26 protein-coding genes are annotated in these 17,153 nt (G+C 49.1%); 10 read left to right on the top strand and 16 right to left on the bottom strand.

What is annotated here, in order from left to right:
- Positions 1-168 precede the first annotated feature (168 nt).
- Positions 169-450 (bottom strand): helix-turn-helix transcriptional regulator, encoded by a 282-nt coding sequence (locus tag SPB21_RS04030; RefSeq protein ID WP_499865615.1) that lies wholly within the window; start codon positions 448-450, stop codon positions 169-171.
- Between the two features lies 1 nt (position 451).
- Positions 452-727 carry a helix-turn-helix domain-containing protein gene (locus SPB21_RS04025; RefSeq protein WP_163671085.1) on the bottom strand — a complete coding sequence of 92 codons (276 nt, stop codon included), beginning with the start codon at positions 725-727 and terminating at the stop codon, positions 452-454.
- A 354-nt stretch (positions 728-1,081) separates the two neighbouring features.
- On the opposite strand from SPB21_RS04025, the gene SPB21_RS04020 reads away from it, so the two are divergent.
- The 6 genes from SPB21_RS04020 (at position 1,082) to SPB21_RS03995 (ending at position 3,247) form a co-directional block, all read left to right on the top strand.
- Entirely contained in the window at positions 1,082-1,438 is a 357-nt protein-coding gene (locus SPB21_RS04020) for a hypothetical protein (protein WP_499865614.1), read from the top strand.
- 62 nt (positions 1,439-1,500) lie between these two features.
- Positions 1,501-1,677, top strand: coding sequence for a hypothetical protein (locus SPB21_RS04015; protein ID WP_499865613.1), 177 nt, complete (start codon positions 1,501-1,503; stop codon positions 1,675-1,677).
- Positions 1,678-1,681: 4 nt separating this feature from the next.
- Positions 1,682-1,873 carry a hypothetical protein gene (locus SPB21_RS04010; protein WP_499865611.1) on the top strand — a complete coding sequence of 64 codons (192 nt, stop codon included), beginning with the start codon at positions 1,682-1,684 and terminating at the stop codon, positions 1,871-1,873.
- A 9-nt stretch (positions 1,874-1,882) separates the two neighbouring features.
- Positions 1,883-2,137 (top strand): hypothetical protein, encoded by a 255-nt coding sequence (locus SPB21_RS04005; RefSeq protein ID WP_499865609.1) that lies wholly within the window; start codon positions 1,883-1,885, stop codon positions 2,135-2,137.
- Positions 2,121-2,318 (top strand): hypothetical protein, encoded by a 198-nt coding sequence (locus SPB21_RS04000; protein ID WP_499865607.1) that lies wholly within the window; start codon positions 2,121-2,123, stop codon positions 2,316-2,318. The genes SPB21_RS04005 and SPB21_RS04000 overlap by 17 nt, the downstream gene beginning before the upstream one ends.
- Before the next feature lie 50 nt (positions 2,319-2,368).
- Positions 2,369-3,247: a helix-turn-helix domain-containing protein gene (locus SPB21_RS03995; protein WP_499865606.1), complete on the top strand. Its 879-nt coding sequence runs from the start codon at positions 2,369-2,371 to the stop codon at positions 3,245-3,247.
- Between the two features lie 95 nt (positions 3,248-3,342).
- Here the strand turns inward: SPB21_RS03995 and SPB21_RS03990 are convergent, their stop codons facing one another.
- The 3 genes from SPB21_RS03990 to SPB21_RS03980 form a co-directional block, all read right to left on the bottom strand.
- A complete protein-coding gene (locus SPB21_RS03990; RefSeq protein ID WP_499865605.1) occupies positions 3,343-5,091 on the bottom strand; it encodes an anti-CBASS protein Acb1 family protein in 1,749 nt (582 codons plus the stop codon).
- A 109-nt stretch (positions 5,092-5,200) separates the two neighbouring features.
- Entirely contained in the window at positions 5,201-5,407 is a 207-nt protein-coding gene (locus SPB21_RS03985) for a hypothetical protein (RefSeq protein WP_499865603.1), read from the bottom strand.
- Complete coding sequence (locus SPB21_RS03980) at positions 5,404-5,646, bottom strand: hypothetical protein (protein ID WP_499865602.1); 243 nt, start codon at positions 5,644-5,646, stop codon at positions 5,404-5,406. The genes SPB21_RS03985 and SPB21_RS03980 overlap by 4 nt, the downstream gene beginning before the upstream one ends.
- Positions 5,647-6,196: 550 nt before the next feature.
- Here SPB21_RS03980 and SPB21_RS03975 point away from each other — a divergent pair.
- From SPB21_RS03975 to SPB21_RS03965, 3 genes are all read left to right on the top strand, one after another.
- Complete coding sequence (locus SPB21_RS03975; protein ID WP_499865600.1) at positions 6,197-6,817, top strand: hypothetical protein; 621 nt, start codon at positions 6,197-6,199, stop codon at positions 6,815-6,817.
- A 181-nt stretch (positions 6,818-6,998) separates the two neighbouring features.
- Positions 6,999-9,239, top strand: a complete 2,241-nt coding sequence (locus tag SPB21_RS03970) for a putative phage tail protein (RefSeq protein WP_499865599.1) — start codon at positions 6,999-7,001, stop codon at positions 9,237-9,239.
- 4 nt (positions 9,240-9,243) lie between these two features.
- Positions 9,244-9,999: an FHA domain-containing protein gene (locus SPB21_RS03965; protein WP_499865598.1), complete on the top strand. Its 756-nt coding sequence runs from the start codon at positions 9,244-9,246 to the stop codon at positions 9,997-9,999.
- 10 nt (positions 10,000-10,009) lie between these two features.
- Here the strand turns inward: SPB21_RS03965 and SPB21_RS03960 are convergent, their stop codons facing one another.
- The 7 genes from SPB21_RS03960 to SPB21_RS03930 form a co-directional block, all read right to left on the bottom strand.
- Positions 10,010-10,390: a hypothetical protein gene (locus tag SPB21_RS03960; RefSeq protein WP_499865597.1), complete on the bottom strand. Its 381-nt coding sequence runs from the start codon at positions 10,388-10,390 to the stop codon at positions 10,010-10,012.
- Positions 10,391-10,393: 3 nt separating this feature from the next.
- Complete coding sequence (locus SPB21_RS03955) at positions 10,394-10,801, bottom strand: hypothetical protein (protein WP_499865595.1); 408 nt, start codon at positions 10,799-10,801, stop codon at positions 10,394-10,396.
- 64 nt (positions 10,802-10,865) lie between these two features.
- Positions 10,866-11,123: a hypothetical protein gene (locus tag SPB21_RS03950; protein WP_499865594.1), complete on the bottom strand. Its 258-nt coding sequence runs from the start codon at positions 11,121-11,123 to the stop codon at positions 10,866-10,868.
- 619 nt (positions 11,124-11,742) lie between these two features.
- On the bottom strand, positions 11,743-12,306 hold the full coding sequence (locus SPB21_RS03945; protein WP_499865593.1) for a hypothetical protein: 564 nt from the start codon (positions 12,304-12,306) through the stop codon (positions 11,743-11,745).
- Positions 12,307-12,534: 228 nt separating this feature from the next.
- The gene (locus tag SPB21_RS03940) at positions 12,535-12,852 is read right to left on the bottom strand and encodes a hypothetical protein (protein ID WP_499865592.1); all 318 of its coding nucleotides are present in this window, start codon (positions 12,850-12,852) and stop codon (positions 12,535-12,537) included.
- Complete coding sequence (locus SPB21_RS03935) at positions 12,849-13,169, bottom strand: hypothetical protein (RefSeq protein ID WP_499865591.1); 321 nt, start codon at positions 13,167-13,169, stop codon at positions 12,849-12,851. The genes SPB21_RS03940 and SPB21_RS03935 overlap by 4 nt, the downstream gene beginning before the upstream one ends.
- Before the next feature lie 211 nt (positions 13,170-13,380).
- Positions 13,381-13,845 carry a hypothetical protein gene (locus SPB21_RS03930; RefSeq protein WP_499865589.1) on the bottom strand — a complete coding sequence of 155 codons (465 nt, stop codon included), beginning with the start codon at positions 13,843-13,845 and terminating at the stop codon, positions 13,381-13,383.
- Between the two features lie 264 nt (positions 13,846-14,109).
- On the opposite strand from SPB21_RS03930, the gene SPB21_RS03925 reads away from it, so the two are divergent.
- Positions 14,110-14,292, top strand: coding sequence for a hypothetical protein (locus tag SPB21_RS03925; RefSeq protein ID WP_499865588.1), 183 nt, complete (start codon positions 14,110-14,112; stop codon positions 14,290-14,292).
- Here SPB21_RS03925 and SPB21_RS03920 read toward each other — a convergent pair.
- The 4 genes from SPB21_RS03920 to SPB21_RS03905 all read right to left on the bottom strand — a co-directional run bounded on the left by SPB21_RS03920 (position 14,276) and on the right by SPB21_RS03905 (position 17,153).
- Positions 14,276-14,524: a hypothetical protein gene (locus SPB21_RS03920; protein ID WP_499865587.1), complete on the bottom strand. Its 249-nt coding sequence runs from the start codon at positions 14,522-14,524 to the stop codon at positions 14,276-14,278. The two genes, SPB21_RS03925 and SPB21_RS03920, sit on opposite strands and share 17 nt — an antisense overlap.
- An 84-nt stretch (positions 14,525-14,608) precedes the next feature.
- Complete coding sequence (locus SPB21_RS03915) at positions 14,609-14,791, bottom strand: hypothetical protein (RefSeq protein WP_499865586.1); 183 nt, start codon at positions 14,789-14,791, stop codon at positions 14,609-14,611.
- On the bottom strand, positions 14,788-16,461 hold the full coding sequence (locus SPB21_RS03910; protein ID WP_499865585.1) for a hypothetical protein: 1,674 nt from the start codon (positions 16,459-16,461) through the stop codon (positions 14,788-14,790). The genes SPB21_RS03915 and SPB21_RS03910 overlap by 4 nt, the downstream gene beginning before the upstream one ends.
- Positions 16,458-17,153 carry a hypothetical protein gene (locus SPB21_RS03905; RefSeq protein ID WP_163701616.1) on the bottom strand — a complete coding sequence of 232 codons (696 nt, stop codon included), beginning with the start codon at positions 17,151-17,153 and terminating at the stop codon, positions 16,458-16,460. The genes SPB21_RS03910 and SPB21_RS03905 overlap by 4 nt, the downstream gene beginning before the upstream one ends.

Genomic DNA, 17,153 nt, shown 5'->3' with positions numbered 1-17,153 from the left:
CCTCAGAAACTTCATTTCGTAATTCAAAACTCTTTTTTCCTTTCGTCCCTTTAAAATTCCATTGCCGCCAACTCATTTACCTGTCGGCGGCTTTACTCATTTGATTGTCAAAAATCTCGTGTTCTCATTATAACGAACAGCACCCGTTTAAGGAGAGAACAAAGGCTGCTAAAAAGAAGTACTTTCTTCTCTTTTTGTTACGGGTTTCTCATTTAAATCTTTCCGCCACTCGATCAACTCTGATAACGACAGCGGGAAAAGTTGTAGCTGATTCTCGTCGCCTAATTGGGAGATCGCATCCATGATTTTACCAATGCGATCGTAGCTGGGTTTCTTCCTGCCCGCTCTCCAGTCAGAGATCATGGTTTTGCCTACTCCGATGAACTCAGCTAGGTCTTTGTTGGTGATGTTGTAGCGAGCTTGGGCCTCTTTAAGTTTCAGGATGAGCATGTTAGACACTTATCCCCACTTCACTCATCTCATCAGGCGTGAGACTGAATTCAATCACATCAGTCAAAGTGATCAATTTGCTATCAGCTCTTCTGAGTTTGTTTAGCCCGAGTATAAGTCCGTTAAGGCGCTCTCCATTAATTCTTGGCATCTCAGATCCGCGCAGGTTAGTCATGGCATTGGCAGTTACCCCTATCTCTTGAGCGAGGGCTTTTGCCTGAATACCTTCCCTGTCCATTACGTCCCGGAGTCGCCAATGAATCATGCTTGAAACCATGAAAATCACTCCCAGGATGTTACTACGCTCACAGTATAGCCATGCAATAACAGTCTGTCTAGGATAATCTGCAAAAATAGTTGACAATCATAGTTTAACTTGTAATAATAAAAGCCAAGAGGACGACAAAGCATAAACCTCTCTAAAAAATCCTTGCCTGTGTGACCCCGCTTCTACAGCCAATGCAACGTTACGGGGGGCCTGAGCAGCTGAGCCTATCAAAGCTGCCCTCTAATGCAGCCGTAGCCGGTCCAAAGCCCGGATTGAGAAATGCAGATGGGAGAGCAAGGACTGGAGTAGCGCCAACTACGACCAGCCCTCTAATCAAACCCTTATCTAACAAGGATTTGCCTAATGAAAACTCTAACCCGCGACCTAGTATTTGTCGCCCCGTTTACTACCGTAATCACCGCCCCATCGGCCCCGCATTGCGATATCGACACCGCCCAACCCTTCCACGCCATTGCCGATGATGCCCTGGACGCGGTGGCCGATCAGTACTTCATCACGCTGCAGAAGCTAGCGACGTATCAATCCAGCCCCACTCAGCCCGACTGGATGACCTTAGAGCTAACCCTAGAGCTACGCCGCCTTCCTCAGCCAGCAAAACCCCGCATCGAGGACTGGGTATCCGACAACCTACCGGGCTGGCACATCGTTGATTGGGCCATGGCAGAGCCAGACGATGAGTTTGAGCCGATGCCTTTCTAACGATTGCCTTGTGGCCGCTACCTCTACACAGCGGCCTTACCAACCCTACGGAATTTAGAACAATGAGAACACTTGCATTACTGATCGCCTGGGCCTGTGCATGGCTCGCCTGGCAATTGACTCAATTCGCTAAGCCCGACAGCCGAGCACTGTATTACCTGGATGAAGGTTCGGCCATGGTGCAGACCGATGCTGAAGACATGCTCAGCGGGGTTGTTAAAGCGTTGGTGGAGGCTTGAGACGATGAAATTCACCTTTATCCATGACGGCATCCTGCATATCCATGTCGATAGCTTCAAGGCACTGCAGGCTGAAATAAACGCAGACAAGACCCGTGAGACACCGTGCATTATCTGGTATTCAGACGGGTTACCGCTGGCGATGCCTGGCTACTGGAGTAAATGCCTGAACCCGAAGTTCGGGCTGAGAGCATAGGGGGCGGTCATGGAAAACCAAATCACAATCCCTGTCAGTCAGACCCATAGCGACGACCAACTACAGTCTTTTCTCATGGCTCTGATCCATGGGTATGGACTAACCGCTGTATTGGATGCGATGTACCAGGGGCTCCTTATTCACTATGACCAAGATCGGGTGGAGTATCAAACGCAGGGGCCGATCCTGGACTCGATCAATGTGGCACGGACGGTTGCGGAGAAATTGTTAGAGGAGGAACAGAGCGATGACACACGTAATTAAGACTCTTATCCGCCTCATTTTCCTCTCTGTACTATGGGCGCTAGTACGCTTTACCCTTTTCTGCCTGGAAGTATCAGAACTTAACTGGGAAGCGTGCGCGGTATCTGGGGCTGAAGACCACCTGATCATCAAGATGCGCCGACAGGTCAAAGCACTAACACCCGACTTTATCAAGGTATAGCCCATCAATACGAGGAATGCCGGTTCTCTTTGGGACCGGCCTGTTGTGCTATGTCTTTGCAACTGCCAACCACCATACGGATTTATACTCGCCTATTAGACTCGGGCCATGAGCATGCTCGCCTCTGGCATGTCCTCCGCTCTCTGGATACCCAGGGTAGCGGTTGGGTGTGTTTTGATGTGACTGCCATAGCCGATCTGATGGGTGTTTCTGTGCGGACGATCCAACGATGGATAAATCGTGGGTTGGCAACAGGTTGGTTTAGGTCAGCGCGATCGCACAATAGTTCTTTAACACTCTATCTATGTGGCATTCGGGCTGTGAAGATTGCCTTGGGTGTGGATGGACTCGGTGCGATCGCAGATGTTGAACTGCATCATCTAGGTCGATCCGAAGCCAAAGCACTCTGCACAGCATTAGAAGCCCAGTATCGGCAGAAACAAGCGTATTGGGCTGCTAGGAAAGAGAAGAAGGGCCAGGCCAAGAAGTTAGTTTTGAAACCGTGGGAAATGGCGACCTCTGATCAATTGCCAGGGGAAAAAAGCTTAGTAGTGGTTTCAAATGGATTTCAGATACCGGGTTGTTCCATTGCAGGCTTAGCCAGAGAGACAGACTGGAGTCAGTCAACCATCAAACGACGACTCGATAATCGATGGAGACTTGAGCGTAAGATTGAACCGATTCAGAAGAAGAGAGTAGCCATAGAACTAGATGATCCAGAATTGTTGTTCCTGCTCAGAGAGTCTAGCTGTGGATTCTTGGTTACTGAAAATGCTTTAGGTCATACTCGTGTGCTTAAAGTGCTGACCGATTCAGGCCGCTCTAAGGTTGTGAGTCTGGGTTGCAATATCTATGCCCCCTCCCATGAGTTGCGGAGTTGTCGGAGTTTGAGAAGACGGATGCGATCGCAGGATGATATAGCAATTTAATAAGGCTCATGTTTGTCGTTGAGGACAAGAGACCCATCCCTTCGGGTATAGGCGGAGCACTGCGATGTCTATTGGTAGGGATACTGTATAGCGCCCTAACCCTCCGAAAACTCACCGCCCACAGCTTCATCGATCGCTCCCAACGCTCCCTCTACAACAACCGGGCTATTAACATCATTTGCGATCGCATCCCACTCCCCATCTTCGAACGGTAATTCATCCTTGCGGCTAGAGCGGGGATGTCCAGCGGGGAGAAGATCATTGTCTGTGGTGTAGTTACGGTTCTTAGGCTTGTCGTTGCGCAGCAGATAGAGATATGCATTGACGCGACCCATCGCCCACTGGCTGCGACTTTTTGCGGTACGGCGAGGGCTACTTGAAAAAGCCCTCGCTCCACGCCGCCACACTTTTTTCAGCGCCCCGACAGTAACCCGCTTGCCCTTTTCAGGATGCGCTTCATTATGAGCGCGCACTTTTTCCTCCAGCGCGGTGACCGTAGCCTCGTTTAGTTCGATGTTGCCACCGCCTGCTGATGCACTGCCCTCGGCTTTTTTACTAGGGCCCTGGATGCGTTCGTCATCCGCGGCATCCATATGGGTATTAGGGCGGCTCTCTTCCGGTAATTCTGCCAAAATAGCGGCTGTTTCCGCTTCAAGCTTGGCAATCTCCGCTTTTTCTTTATCGCTTAATTGGATCAGGGATTGCCAGCCAAACAACACCCGACCGCCATAGTCTGGTCCATCTTTGGCTGCAACAATTAATTCACTAGCCCGGCGGCGTGGCCCCGTCCAAATATTGCGCTGATACGATGCGACCAGGTTGGCCCACAAACGCTCATCGGTTTTGCCAGATTCGCTGAGGCTGTTTGCTCCAGAGTGATTAAATAATTTAGTACGAGGGTAGCCGGTCTCGGCCAGAAAGAAATTCTCAACACGCTCTAAGATCTTGTCGATTCCACCAAAGTTCCGGGCCAAATAATCCACAGCCTCGTTGTCTTTGTCGATCGCCAGCCCCTTCAGGTTGGACATTGACATTTGCAATGCCGCAAACCTAGAAATTAATTTATCGGTCTCTCCGCGCTGGGCCAGTTGAGAGAGCCCATTTAGCATATAGATGAAAAGATTCGCGTCACTCAGCATCGTTGAGACGCTGGTGAACGACTGCATGTAAATCGAGAATCCGTTAAACAATGACTGAACGACTGAATCGTTATTACCTTGATTGCGCTGCAGCTGACGGCTACGCAACCGTTTACCCGGAAACCTCAATACGCGATCGCTGTGAATTGTCGAAAAACCACGGTCTACTCCATCGAACTGCGGCGCATCTAATTCAACGTTCAGATAGTAAGTCCTAGGATTCCGATAGCCAAAGCTGGAATCGGAGCGCAGTTCATCACGGTCAACAATGCCTGCAATTTCTACTGACTTGATCCGACCCATATCGACCGGCTCATTGATGGGTTTGCCGTCTTTGATGTCCAGTAGGATATAGCCGTCGCCATACAGCCGCCCCAGACTCGCGGCTTCGTTGAAATTGTCGATTAGGTCAAGGCGATCGCAATACAATCCAACATCGTGCGCTAACTCTTCATCGTTATCGTTATCCGGGAAACGCCAGTCGCCCCAACTCGCGGCGGCATCATCCGGTAACAACTCCACCACTTTTTCAATCAGCTTACTTGAACGATGCAGACTGCCAAGCTGTTCGCGATCTAGGATGTACGGGTCAAGGTTGATCTCAACTGATTGCAGTTTGTCCCGGCCCGCTACCCCCATTCCCGTGCGTTGGTTGGACAGCGCAGAGAATGAGTTCATTAGTGTTCCGTCGGCGCGGTAGAGCATGAGGAAGGGCTGCAAAGAGGAGAGATTGCCTCAAGTTTAGCCGAACCCTAGTAATTTCAGCGAACAGGAAGTCTTCCTCGTCTCAATATTTTCTAGAAGTGGGCTTGAACTATTCCGCTGTGTAGCATGTAAATGCTTGAGCAAAACTAACACTGTCTGCGGGGGATAGCTTGATACGCTTTATCCCGTCTATGCCATGAACGTCAAACACAATATTGCCTGCGTCACTAACGGCGATATCAATCATCGCGTCATTGTCAGTGCAACAAATACGAAGAAACAAACCATCACGCTTATCAATTGTTAAGTCTGTCAAACCAACAACCTCTCCACATCAACCCGACACACCCGAGCGATCGCGCCCAGATAGCACCCTGGTACTGTTCCCTTGGCCTCCCATCGGCTGATTGTCATCTGACCAACAGGGGCTATCTTTAACTCAGCCCCAATCAAAGCGCCTAACTCAGCTTGCTTAAAACCAGCCTCGGCGCGAACACCACGCAATAGAGCAGCCATCCTGGTTTCAGGGGTCTGGATTTTCTGAGTTGTTTCCATGGGCGTAACGGGTCAGGAACTGTTTGCAAAACACCAATAAATAGTGCTGTAAACTTTCTCGGATTATAACTAAAACCCTTTGTCAATCAACGGTTAGTCTTGACGAGAAGCATTTCTCTGCATGGTTGTCAGCTAATGCCCAAAAGAACCACAACTGTAACTGAAACTCTAACCACAGCTGGGCGGTTTGGCGTCACGACCAGCAACGTGTCGAATTGCCGGATCATCAACACCGGCTCTCAGCCATTGACTGGGCTTGCAATAAAAGCTTATATCTCAGAATCCGACCCAGGCGGCACTATCATCGACACGGATGCTGAGTTTGCCTCGCCCAACAGCGGTTCCGCCATCCAACACGCTGAACAACGCGACAGCTCAGACGTGCGCGAGACTATCGCCCCCACCACGCTACCCCCTGGCTCTCAGATCTTCTTCGCATTGGCCACGCAGACCTCGTATGTACGGGGATTACACAGCATCGAAATCCTCGCCCAAACCGCAGCGGGCCAAACGACAACACTCGACGTATACGTAGGGAGGGCCTAACCCAATGAGCGCGTGGCGTTCCCCCGAAACAGCCCAAACCACCCCCCTCTCCGTCGCCCATTTGTTGATGGCGGATCAAGGAGGGGTGTATCCGCTCACCTTCAACGACCCCACACTCGCCTTAATCCCGTTCATCCGGACGCCATTCACCCAAGATGCTGGCTTACCATCCGAGGTGACTTCTCCCGCATACATCCTTGGCGACGGAATCTCCTTGCTAGATGACTCCGGCGAGCCCATCCCAGAAGGCGCAAGCACTGAAGGACGAAGGATACGGCTTGACCCAGGGGCATTGTGGGAGATTAACTATCACGTCTCGGGGCAGGACATCATCAACGCGTATGTAGATGTTGGCCTCATGGATGCAGCTGTTTTCGAAGCGCAGATTGCAGCAGGGGTTCCCTCACCTCAACGACTTGGGCTTCTGAATTACGGAAGTGATGCGACGCTCGAACCCGAGGACCGCACCGATAATCTACGCGGAAAGTATGGCCTCGCGTGGATAAATCTCTTGGAGGAAACCCAGCCGATGACCGTATGCCTTGGGGCGTACAACGTTAACAATTCCGCGCCGAAGAATGTGGCGTGGTGGCACACCTACATGGACATAAGGAGGATTTTTTAATGCTCGCGACAGTTCCAGCCAGAACACTAAATCCACAGCAGCAAACCATCGTGAACAATCCCCAAGAATTGCAGATCGGGGACGTGAACATAAAATTCCGTGGTGACTCGGCAGTGATCACGAACGAAGGATCTCAGCCGGTTCTCATTGCGGGCTCTAGGCAAACAGGAGGGGCTGACTGATGGCATGGAGAAAGCAGCCTATAACATTTGCCGCGTCAGCTGGTGACGACCTGGCAATCACTATCGACAGTGTTTCAGATTTTCGATCATCTTCAAATATTGCAGCAGAGGCCACCAAAGTAACTATCCGAGGTTACTACGGTGCGAATACACCTGGCGGCGGGGATTTCTTGATTGACAGAACCGACACAACCTCTACCGATAATAGTGGGACTGTGTTTGTTAACACTGATGGATTGAGAATCAAGCGATCCACTAGCGACGAAGTTTTAGCCAGCTGGTTTGGCATACGCCCTGATGGAGTGACCGATTACTCAAGCCAAAAAAATGCCATTTTTGAGTATGCCCTAACAAACAACTTAGGCATCTGGTTCGATCAGCCAGGTACTTACTTTTTTGCGGGGAACGACACTGCTACTAACGCAAACATTTCCCATGGACAAACATTTTCTGTTCGGGGTGGCCCTGGCGTAAAAATCAAGCTTCAAGGCGGATCTAATTATTTTATAGATTTCAACTCGAATGCTATTGCGGCGAATCTCACAGCAGACGTGAATCGTGGCGACAGAAGCATTCCCACAGATGATGCGACCATTAAAAATGGAGATATTATCTATCTTCGATTGGTGAACGCTGCCAATAATTCAGAGATTGCTTGGGAGCAGCTTTTTGGAGTGACGCTGGATGCTAATGGTACCGTCTACACTCAGGCGAGTAAGTTTTTCTTTCCATCTGCTGATCCTTATACATTGCCTGACGGGACAACTGAACTAAGAACTAGGGTGGTCATCTACAAAAACACCCCTAATTTCATTATTAAAGATTTTGAATTTACCTTTGATTTGGTTGGTGACAATTCTTCAGCTAACTTCCGTAGGGCGATTGAACTTCATGGCGGAAATGTTCAGTTAGAAAATTTAAGCCTTACTACTAACCGAGATGCTACGGCCAGTGAACAGGGCGGCTTTTTCAATCTTCCTGGAATTATAAATTGGCGTCATGGACGAATGACCGCTAAGAATATAAAAGCTAAAAACAGCGGCTATACCCTATGGGTTCAATGGTGCCAAAGTGCGTTGATTGAAGACATTTCGGGGGAGAATATTCGGCATTTCATTACTACCAATAACGCCCATGACATAACAGTAAAAAACGCTAATGTGCACAATGGTGGAGTTCTAGATGCCCATGGAGCATGGGACTATAAAGCTTTTAATATCACAGTTTCCAATCCTGCAGGTGGTGATTTAGATAATGTTCGGGCACAAGGAAATGTAGAAATTTTTGATAGCAGCTTCGATATTGATGAATTGCTTTTAAGTGCTCCGGTAAGTGCTTACACTTGGGACGCTTGGGCAAACACAGAAGCAAATCGGCAATTTTTCTTTGAGAATATGTTGTCAAACTTAAGTGTGAAAAACACTAAAGTGAGCGGGAAGATAGTTGCTGGGACTTATAAAAAAGTGCAGTCTTTTTCTGATTGCGTGTGTAGTGGGGTATCGCCTGGTGAAATGACCCTAGGAAGCGTGGTGAACATAGGAGCCACTGTGGAATTCGATAATGCGAAAGACTGGAGTGGAAATTCGTTACTTCTTCCTGTTACACCAGGTAATTCGCGAGCCGTATTTCCAATTGTTAACAAGTCTAACCCCCAAAATGAAGTTGCGACGTGGGTCGTTGATGCTGCCGATAGTGCGAACGGGAATCAAACATTTATTGGGCTGCTAGAAGCGTACAACGTTAATGTAGACAGCCGTTACGGCTGGCAATTTAGCCGAGCCCTGAATGAAAGAATTTACGGTAGGCAGGATACAGACCCGAACACGATAACAATCGTTTTAATAGTTTCATGGTCTGGATTTCCCTACGTATCTCCCCAACAAAATAGAAACATCCAACTTTGTCCATACGGGCGACTGTTGCACTCGAATGGTGGGACAGCAACAAACATGGTGTATGAGGACGAAGCAAACCTCATTTACACCAATTCAGGAGCGACTTTGATAAACAATTTCTCGCAAACTCGTGGAAGTAGTGATTATCAACCTTTAAGTATTACTGAAGTCCGCAGCACCCAAGGAAATGTCGGGGGTGGCCCACTAGAACCCTTGCCTAGCGAAATCGGCACCTACACGAATTTGCACAGAATTGAGTTGGATATAGACATTGATGTCCGGCAAGCCAATGGATCTATTGCTTTCGGGCTCAGGGGAACCACACTGTTCTACCCCATCTCCTAACCCCATGACCCCACTCACCCTCTACGAAATAGCTCCGGGACAGGTCCCCCGAGAGATCCCGATCGCGACCGGGAGTGACGGGGATTTTCCGCTGACGATTGGGCGTGATTCTCATGCCGATATCCAGATTGGAGTGATTGGCTGGAAAATCTTGGTACCACATCCAGATCCAAGGGAAAGAGCCAACGGTGAGAGGGTGCCGATCTCTTCACTGATCTCCCGCACCCAAGCCACTATATTCAGGGATGAATCGGGGAAGCTCAGGATTAGAGACGGAAACAGCCATCCCTCTGGTTCAGGAATTCGGGAGGGACGGACAAATAAACTTATTAGACGTCCTTGGTTGCTCGGCCCAGGTGCGCATATCAAGCTCACGCCTGAAGGAGGGGGCTACCGCTGTTGGCTAGAGTGGCCTGCTGAGAAGTCTGAATCGGAAACGCCTACCCTCGGCTTCGATCAATGGCAAAACGAGAATCTGAATGAGGAATTGGCTGAGCAGAGAGCAGCACTCAAAGCATTGCAAGAGGAGTTGATTACTGCCAAGAATGAGTCCCGCGAAATCGACACTAAGCAGAACCAACGAATCCTTAGCGCTGAGAAGAAAATCTCTCGGCTACTACTCCTGGGCGCGATCGCGGTCGGAGTCTTCGCAGTCAGCTTAGGCATCTCCACCGAGCAGATCCAAACAATCGTACAAGTGATTGCGATCGTGTCTGCGATCGGTGGGGGCGGGTTTATTCTCCAGAACGAGAAACCCTAACAACACTGCATCAAGCCGCCTGAAATCGTTCACTACATATCTGATCCATGATGCACGATGGAGTCTTATGCATAAAGGCGATAACTTCTGCCTTAGTTTTGCTATGGGTTTTAGTTGAATTTAGATAGACTCTTCCATCTATTGCAATCGACAGATTTCTTTCTACTACAGCAACAAGATCGGCGATAGACATTCTTTCGATGTGATGCAACACATTTGGACTGCCGCCATATTCGTTGCGAACCACAGCCCGTAAATAATTTTCGGGTAGCATGTCTACATAGTCGTAAACCATGTCCTCATAGAACCTTTCTATTTCTGAGATAGCGTAACCCATAATAAAAGCCTCTAGTAAAAGTACGGACAGTATTTGCGGCTTACCCAGAGCCACGGGCTACTGCTTGAGAGAAAACGCCCAGTTGATCAGCGCCTCCCCTTCGCTGAGATCGAGTTCGGGGACACTGAAGTCAGCAGCCTCTAACTCTGGCTCCTCGTAACACAGCAGCGTGGCACAGAGGATGTCCAGTCCAGTCACTGCACCAGGAATACCGTAATCTTTCAGCCAACGGTAGACAGCCGTAGCAACAACGAAGACTGCGCAGAAGGCAAGCACCGCCAATAGTGCAGCCATGGCCGCATACACTTTGCCATGGTTCTCCCACCACCGCCGGACAATCACGCCGGAATCATAGGCATCACTACATGCCCCCTTGAACCAACTGATCAGAGTGAGGCAGACAGCGACGGCTTCGACGGTTGCGTCGTTGGTGGTGATGGAATTGATAATCTCTTGGTATTTCATGTGTCGGTTCTCCAAAAAGATAAATGTGTCGTGTGCCCCGTTGCGGTGGGGCTGACCGGTTCCCTTATTCGGGATCAGTGAACTCAAAAATAACGGTGGCAGTCAGCCCTTCGTGGTCAATTTCGATGACCTCAATGACCTTGTACCAGGTGCCGACCTGCCCCCGAAACGGCTTTACGACTGTATCGACGTCGTAATCAAAGTAGCCTTCTCCTTCCGGATTGCGCTCAAGGAACGTAACTTCGTAGGCGGCCTCGCCAACCTGAGAGGCTTGAGTGAAAAGTTCCTCAAAAGAAGCCATGTCGAGGTCGGAATCAAACATAATCGTAACCCTAAAAACAACATCCACAGCAGTGTGGTGCGCGATGCGAACTGCTAGTGGTGTGTCTCTCCTTCCCCCAGCTAACGCCTCGCTGACCCGACACGAGTTAAGGGGGATGGGCCTGCCCGCGAACTGCCCTGACCCGCGAACGTTGGTGAATCCGCCGAAGCGAGATTAAGAACAACGCCCGCATGGGGCAGCCCGTTGAGGGCTCGTTAATAAAATAACTGGGTTCGCCATCGCTGGGATGGTTCCCGGGCACCTATGTCTCCTAAGGGCTCCTTGTTTAACCGGCTGGCCCCCGGTACGTGGCATCCTGCGCCGTTAGATATACTATGCCGTAGACCTACGGCTATGTCAAGGACTTTGCTCGTTTTTTATATCTATTAGCATTCGCTTCACGATCTCAGGCTTCGATAGTAGCCACAACACAATTTTTCTTAGGGCTGGCGCAGGGCGTTCTTGAATTTCGTCTATCAAGACTTGAAGCTTGTCCCTGTCCGAGGATGTCAATGTCAGTTTGACGTACCTGTCCGCGTCAAGCTTTTCGTTAGAGGAGAATTGGCCAGCGTTTGCCTTGTTCCCTCTTTGCTGCGACTCCCATTCGTTATTGGTCTTTTTACTCATCAAAATCAGACTCCGTCCTGAAGACAATGCCTAGCGCTTCACAATGGCGCTCAGCGATATCAAAATACTCATAAACGCTTTCGCCAATCAAGCAGACCATGGGAATTTTTTCAGGGAAGTAGGATGAATAAACCAGAGCTTGGCCGATCGCATGCTTCCAGTTATGGGCCACCTTCACTTCAATAACAAATTCATCTGTGAGCACATCGATCCTGCCTGCTGGGTTAGCGTACTCAGTTTTTCCACCCAGGTTTGCCGCTAGCCGCTGAGAGAATTGCAGCTCAACTTGAAGTTTTTTGCAGGAATTTTGGATTGAAGCTTTTTGAACTTCTGGCTCAGTCTTCTTACTTTCCCGGCTACTCGCACCAACCTTAATGGTTTCTAAGTGTTGAGGTTGAATAGGCTGTTCGTCAACAGCGAGATCGATATAGGGGTTGGAAGAGATGCTTTGAAGCTCTTCCTCTGAGAGTTTCCTAGTGACACATGGGAATTTAAGAGGTTTCTCTGACTCCCATCTGAGTTTTGAAGGGCCATTAGACTGCACGCATGAGGGCACATAGTCAACTCGGCTATTCCTGGGCTCTCTTGTCGACCTAAAAGCTGGACTCTTTGATCTTTTCTTTCCCATGACATTTCAGGTTAATCTCCTCAACATTATAACCGTTGACCTACGGTTATTTCAGTAACTTAAGAGGATGTTTGTTAACCCTTTGTAAAGAATCGGCACAACAAAAAAACCGCCCACGAGAGGCGGCGTGAGGCGTGTGCGTGTGGTGGGGGTGGTTTACTCCAAAACGTTTTGGGGTGCGGTTCTCCGATTAATCCAGCGAGATTCCACCCCTGATTGCCTGTGAATTAACGAGAACTGCCGCTGAAACCACACCCAACCCCAGCTAAGTTTGGGGATTAAGAATGCGTCGCTGAGCACCAGATCACCGTTTTGGACATCAGGGAACGGTTCTTCTTTGATACTTGGATGCGCGAGTGCCCAGACGTTGGCGGCTAATGCAGTTTGGCGGCTGATCTCATCAACACTGCCAGGTTGGGTGGCTCTCTCTAGGGCCGACAGCCCAACCCTGGTAGCTAACTTTCTCCAGTTCAAGCGGCATCACCTCCTGGGTTCATAATTCCTGAAATCTTATCTCGGATAGAGGTAACCTCTGATTTCATTGTCGCTACTTCATTGGGAGTCACACGACCATCTTCAAGGATGACGGCCAAGCCTTCTAAACGCCCCTGGATGTACTCAACAGTTGCCTCAACACTGGCTACTTTATCAAAGACGACACCAGTAGCATTTTCTAGTTTCTCTGCGCGGTTGCCATCGGAAAGAAGACGGGTAGCAATGGCCGTGAGGGCAATAGCCAACAGCCCATCAAAGCCGATGAGTGAGGCGATCAAATCAGGATTATCTAGCATGGTTGATTGTTGTAGAAAGCGAAGACACATCAAGCATAGCTCATACGTCCTGGATGGTTGTTCTTCTTTAAAGACATGAAAAAACAGCCGCGATAAAGACGGCTGCTGTCTTAGATATAAAGTTTCTTGATTCTAACAAAGAAGCGCCACCCCGAGAGGCAGCGCTTTCGTTCCCTATTTGCAAACACACACCCGTGTTTACGGCTCCATTCTAGCGAGGAAGTTGGGTGGTTTGGCTCACAGGCATCCGCACCACCAGCCCCTCACACATAGGCTCGCCGTCTTCTACAACGACAAAAGCAGCCTTCCGTTCGCTGGGGATTGCATCTGCTGTAATGCGCCAACTTAGAGTGGTGCCTCCTGGGCACCACTCAGCCTTGACCTCAAATGAAGAATCAAAGTTTTCAACTATTTCTCGGCATTCCTGGACAGTTGTAGGCTCAGCAGATTGCAAAGATCCATCTTCGTTTATCTCTAGGAAACCATGACTGCCAAAGCGTGCTGTCCTTCCTTCCCAGGCACTGCATTCATCACGGATTAACCCGTCAACCTCTAGCAGATCGTCGCTCTGCCCCCACAGGACAATCAACATGTGGTGCTTGGCTAATTCTCTATCTTCCAATTCAAACGGGTATTCCTGCCCTGTAATTTTTTCTGCAAACTCTTGTGGGGTCATAGCCTATCCTCCAAAAACAATCAACATCACCAACGCCACCACCCCAAACCCTCGCGCTATCATCGGCAGCCTGCACCAGCAATGGAAAATCCTCTGCACTGGATTTGGATACCGCCATAGCCATGAACAGGGGAGTTTCTGGGCCCGCCTGTTCTGGATCGTTACTGCGCTCTTGTTCATCCCGAGTAGCGGAGTGCCACCCAGAAAATGCACCAACCGGTGTGCTCTCGGAGTGAGTAGCAATAAATTCCAGCCTGGCCGTTCATGTCCATAAGCGCCGCTGTGAGTGTGGTGAAAGTTATACCCACGGTACTTGCCCTGGTGGGTCTTCCCCACGGGTGCGCCAGTGAATTGGCAGGTGTGGCGGAGGCGATCAAGCCAGGCGGGGTGGTGGGGTCGGAGGCTGTAGTATTTAGACATTTGATTTCCCTTAGCTTAAAAATTTAGCCAATCCGTTAAGCATTCCGAGCCCAACCCGAACCGCCGGGTTCTCAATTTCATATTCTTCGAAGTGGGGAGCACGCAATGCCCACCCACGCTGGGGGTTGTAGCCTTCGACAATACGAAGCTGATCGTTAATAAGCAAAGCATCCCCAGGTTGAAGCTGAGCGGGGGTAATTTGTATCGTTTGGCCATTTCTGACCACTTCGATGACATCCGAGAATCTAGTGTTACTCATTGGGTTTAACCGCATATAGACCAGGTTTGGAGGGGAGGTTGGCGCGATCGCGCAGGGGGAGTGTGCGCCAGAGAAAAATGGGTTTCATTCTGCTAGCCCTAGCCTTTTCGTGATCTCGCTTTGCAGTGAATCCAGTTGTTCAAATAAATCAGGATGACTGTGCTTTATGGTGCCAGCCAAATAATTCATTGCATCAACACACTGCTGCTGATTCTCTTTATTTGATTTCTCGAAAGGAATGATAGATATCACAGGTTTTCTATTCATCGGATAACTCCAAACAATGGGCTTTCAGGCGGCCAAATAGTAATACTCTGGCCACGCTCATCTATCTTGAGCAACTTCATGGCGGCTGCTTTCTTGGTCAGAATCCGAGCGGTCTCCCTGCCTTTAGCTCGAATATCTTCGTCGTGGCTGCCTAGCTTGAGATACTTTTTTAGCTCATAGCAATTAGCTAGCAATTGAGCCAGGGTGATCTTAGATAGATCCTTGTCTTCTAGATATCGAATGACAGACAAAGCAAACATACGAGCATTAGACTCTATTCCGGAGTCATCAGTTGATGTTTCCTCAGCAGCAGGATGAGGCGCACTGACTGACCAAATATTGTCTAAAGATTTTCTAACTGCATCCATTCCGTCGCTTACAACTTCAACCGACTTGACGGGAACGGGCTCATAGGATTTCGGCTGTACCATGCCTTGCAGTTCAGGGAAGTACGCCAGCAGTGAGCGAACATAACAAGGAGAGCCTTCATCATTAAGCTCAAACTGCAACCAATCAGGAAGGGTAATGCAGTCTTGCGAATCAGCCAACTTGTCAGAATCCATCTCTAAATAGACATATTTGCCGCTTGGATAACGACCTCCATGGGCCAGCTTGCGTCTCTCAGCAACACCAACCGCCTCAGACATGCGCTTAGCTCTCAAGATAGTGGCTTCCTGCTTGGCCTGCTCATTAAAACCAGTCGGTACCCCCATGGCCGACAGAGTCTTTCCATGAATAACTAACCGAGCACTCGCCCTTGTTTTTACAAAGCCAGTTAATAGCTGACTCCATAGTGGTTGAGTGATTGCTTCTCTACTCTGTTTGGTCAGTTCATCAAACAACCAAGAGTGACCAGAAGCACGACCTTTGACCAATTTAGAGACAGCCTCAACCTCATCCTTGTAGCCTTCAGGGCAATCTACTACAGACGCAAATCTAAATGGATAAATATCACTATCTGTAGTGGCGTAATGAATTTCTTTATCTAATAACGCAGACTCGAAAACAGACAGAATCACAAGCAGTGTAGATTTACCTGACTGCTGTTCTCCGGTTACCGCCACAATCGGGTCGTGGATCAGTCCCCTTAAGTCGCAACCAGATAATGCCAAATCTTCAAGTAATTTTTCAGCACGCTCGTGGATAGGGATCTTAGTTAATTCAGTCACACTAGGAGCCCTAAATCTAGCCTGTTCCGCTTTTACCTCTGGGCTCACATCCGACTGACTAGAAACTTTATCTTCAGGAGAGGCATAAACCTCTCCCTCATATCTCGACTTCCTGTTTTTTAACCAAGGGTTATCTATAAACTCATCTCGATGCTGCTGATCTCTAGCCTGCCCAGGCTGGTTCGATTCAAGCTGCTTAAATTGCGCTTCAAGTAGCTTTTCTTCTTGCTGAATAACTACTTCAGCTAATTCAGATTCTTTCCTGTCAGATTCTTTTTTAGCTTGCTTCTTTGAAGTCGCCTTAACATCGCGATACCCCAAGTAGGCTAAAGCCACCAGTGAGATAAGCCCGAAGGGTTGAAGGTACAAAAAAGAACCGATCGCCAATGACGCCCAGGTCCCCATAAGTATCGTGTCATCTTTGATAACGCTACCAAGGGTTGGCTCACTTAAATCGTCCTCAAACTTAATAGCCTCAGTGTATTTTGTTAAATCACTCATGCTGTTTCCTCCGCCATAACCCTTGTTACTCGAATGGCAACAGCCGCCTTCAGCAGAAAATGCAGCGTTAGTTCAACAGCTGCCATGGTTGCGATCGCCCAAAAGAAATTCCCCCAATTCCAGAGAGACGCATCTAGATAAAACCCAGTCGTCAGATCGCTTAACAATCGGCTGGTGTCTCCTCCGGCATAAGGCGGATATTTGATAAAGCATGCGATCGCTTCGACCAAATAGGCGGCATTTCGATACTGCCTGAGACCCTCCATCCAACTACGATTTCGCCCCGCGATACTGTACTGACAAATCATTGGGGCAACCTGAATGATTTGTATCCAGCTCCAGAACACAAAGCCAACTAACTCGCCAATTGCTGAAACCAATGTGTTGGCGCTTAGTAGCAGGACAATGCCGCACATAACCAGCCAGGCTGCCAACCAAGGCTTTTTCTTGAAAGACCGAGCAGCTGCAAACAGGAAAATAAGGCCTAAAACTTTAGCGACCCTGCCACCAATCAGCCAGTCTGCAAATCTAATCAAAATACCTTTGTCAATTTGGGACATGTAATCTACGCCCAACGCAAACCACGGCTGGAGGTTAAGCAACAAAACGACCCCTAATACAGCGGTCGCCAGCAACCAAAAACCGAGAGTAGCAATTTCGCTAGCCCGTCTAGCTCCTGAATTTGAAGTCAT

It is taken from the genome of Leptothoe sp. ISB3NOV94-8A, assembly GCF_043421595.1.
Classification (GTDB): domain Bacteria; phylum Cyanobacteriota; class Cyanobacteriia; order Phormidesmidales; family Phormidesmidaceae; genus Leptothoe; species Leptothoe turfae.
This window is presented reverse-complemented; position numbering and strand designations above follow the sequence as displayed.

What these genes read in the sequence shown, in the direction of transcription:
- SPB21_RS04030 (WP_499865615.1), bottom strand. Translation starts at nt 450, where the DNA reads ATGCTCATCCTGAAACTTAAAGAGGCCCAAGCTCGCTACAACATCACC.
- SPB21_RS04025 (WP_163671085.1), bottom strand. Translation starts at nt 727, where the DNA reads ATGGTTTCAAGCATGATTCATTGGCGACTCCGGGACGTAATGGACAGG.
- SPB21_RS04020 (WP_499865614.1), top strand. Translation starts at nt 1,082, where the DNA reads ATGAAAACTCTAACCCGCGACCTAGTATTTGTCGCCCCGTTTACTACC.
- SPB21_RS04015 (WP_499865613.1), top strand. Translation starts at nt 1,501, where the DNA reads ATGAGAACACTTGCATTACTGATCGCCTGGGCCTGTGCATGGCTCGCC.
- SPB21_RS04010 (WP_499865611.1), top strand. Translation starts at nt 1,682, where the DNA reads ATGAAATTCACCTTTATCCATGACGGCATCCTGCATATCCATGTCGAT.
- SPB21_RS04005 (WP_499865609.1), top strand. Translation starts at nt 1,883, where the DNA reads ATGGAAAACCAAATCACAATCCCTGTCAGTCAGACCCATAGCGACGAC.
- SPB21_RS04000 (WP_499865607.1), top strand. Translation starts at nt 2,121, where the DNA reads ATGACACACGTAATTAAGACTCTTATCCGCCTCATTTTCCTCTCTGTA.
- SPB21_RS03995 (WP_499865606.1), top strand. Translation starts at nt 2,369, where the DNA reads ATGTCTTTGCAACTGCCAACCACCATACGGATTTATACTCGCCTATTA.
- SPB21_RS03990 (WP_499865605.1), bottom strand. Translation starts at nt 5,091, where the DNA reads ATGCTCTACCGCGCCGACGGAACACTAATGAACTCATTCTCTGCGCTG.
- SPB21_RS03980 (WP_499865602.1), bottom strand. Translation starts at nt 5,646, where the DNA reads ATGGAAACAACTCAGAAAATCCAGACCCCTGAAACCAGGATGGCTGCT.
- SPB21_RS03975 (WP_499865600.1), top strand. Translation starts at nt 6,197, where the DNA reads ATGAGCGCGTGGCGTTCCCCCGAAACAGCCCAAACCACCCCCCTCTCC.
- SPB21_RS03970 (WP_499865599.1), top strand. Translation starts at nt 6,999, where the DNA reads ATGGCATGGAGAAAGCAGCCTATAACATTTGCCGCGTCAGCTGGTGAC.
- SPB21_RS03965 (WP_499865598.1), top strand. Translation starts at nt 9,244, where the DNA reads ATGACCCCACTCACCCTCTACGAAATAGCTCCGGGACAGGTCCCCCGA.
- SPB21_RS03955 (WP_499865595.1), bottom strand. Translation starts at nt 10,801, where the DNA reads ATGAAATACCAAGAGATTATCAATTCCATCACCACCAACGACGCAACC.
- SPB21_RS03950 (WP_499865594.1), bottom strand. Translation starts at nt 11,123, where the DNA reads ATGTTTGATTCCGACCTCGACATGGCTTCTTTTGAGGAACTTTTCACT.
- SPB21_RS03935 (WP_499865591.1), bottom strand. Translation starts at nt 13,169, where the DNA reads ATGCTAGATAATCCTGATTTGATCGCCTCACTCATCGGCTTTGATGGG.
- SPB21_RS03930 (WP_499865589.1), bottom strand. Translation starts at nt 13,845, where the DNA reads ATGACCCCACAAGAGTTTGCAGAAAAAATTACAGGGCAGGAATACCCG.
- SPB21_RS03925 (WP_499865588.1), top strand. Translation starts at nt 14,110, where the DNA reads ATGTCCATAAGCGCCGCTGTGAGTGTGGTGAAAGTTATACCCACGGTA.
- SPB21_RS03920 (WP_499865587.1), bottom strand. Translation starts at nt 14,524, where the DNA reads ATGAGTAACACTAGATTCTCGGATGTCATCGAAGTGGTCAGAAATGGC.
- SPB21_RS03915 (WP_499865586.1), bottom strand. Translation starts at nt 14,791, where the DNA reads ATGAATAGAAAACCTGTGATATCTATCATTCCTTTCGAGAAATCAAAT.
- SPB21_RS03910 (WP_499865585.1), bottom strand. Translation starts at nt 16,461, where the DNA reads ATGAGTGATTTAACAAAATACACTGAGGCTATTAAGTTTGAGGACGAT.
- SPB21_RS03905 (WP_163701616.1), bottom strand. Translation starts at nt 17,153, where the DNA reads ATGACTTCAAATTCAGGAGCTAGACGGGCTAGCGAAATTGCTACTCTC.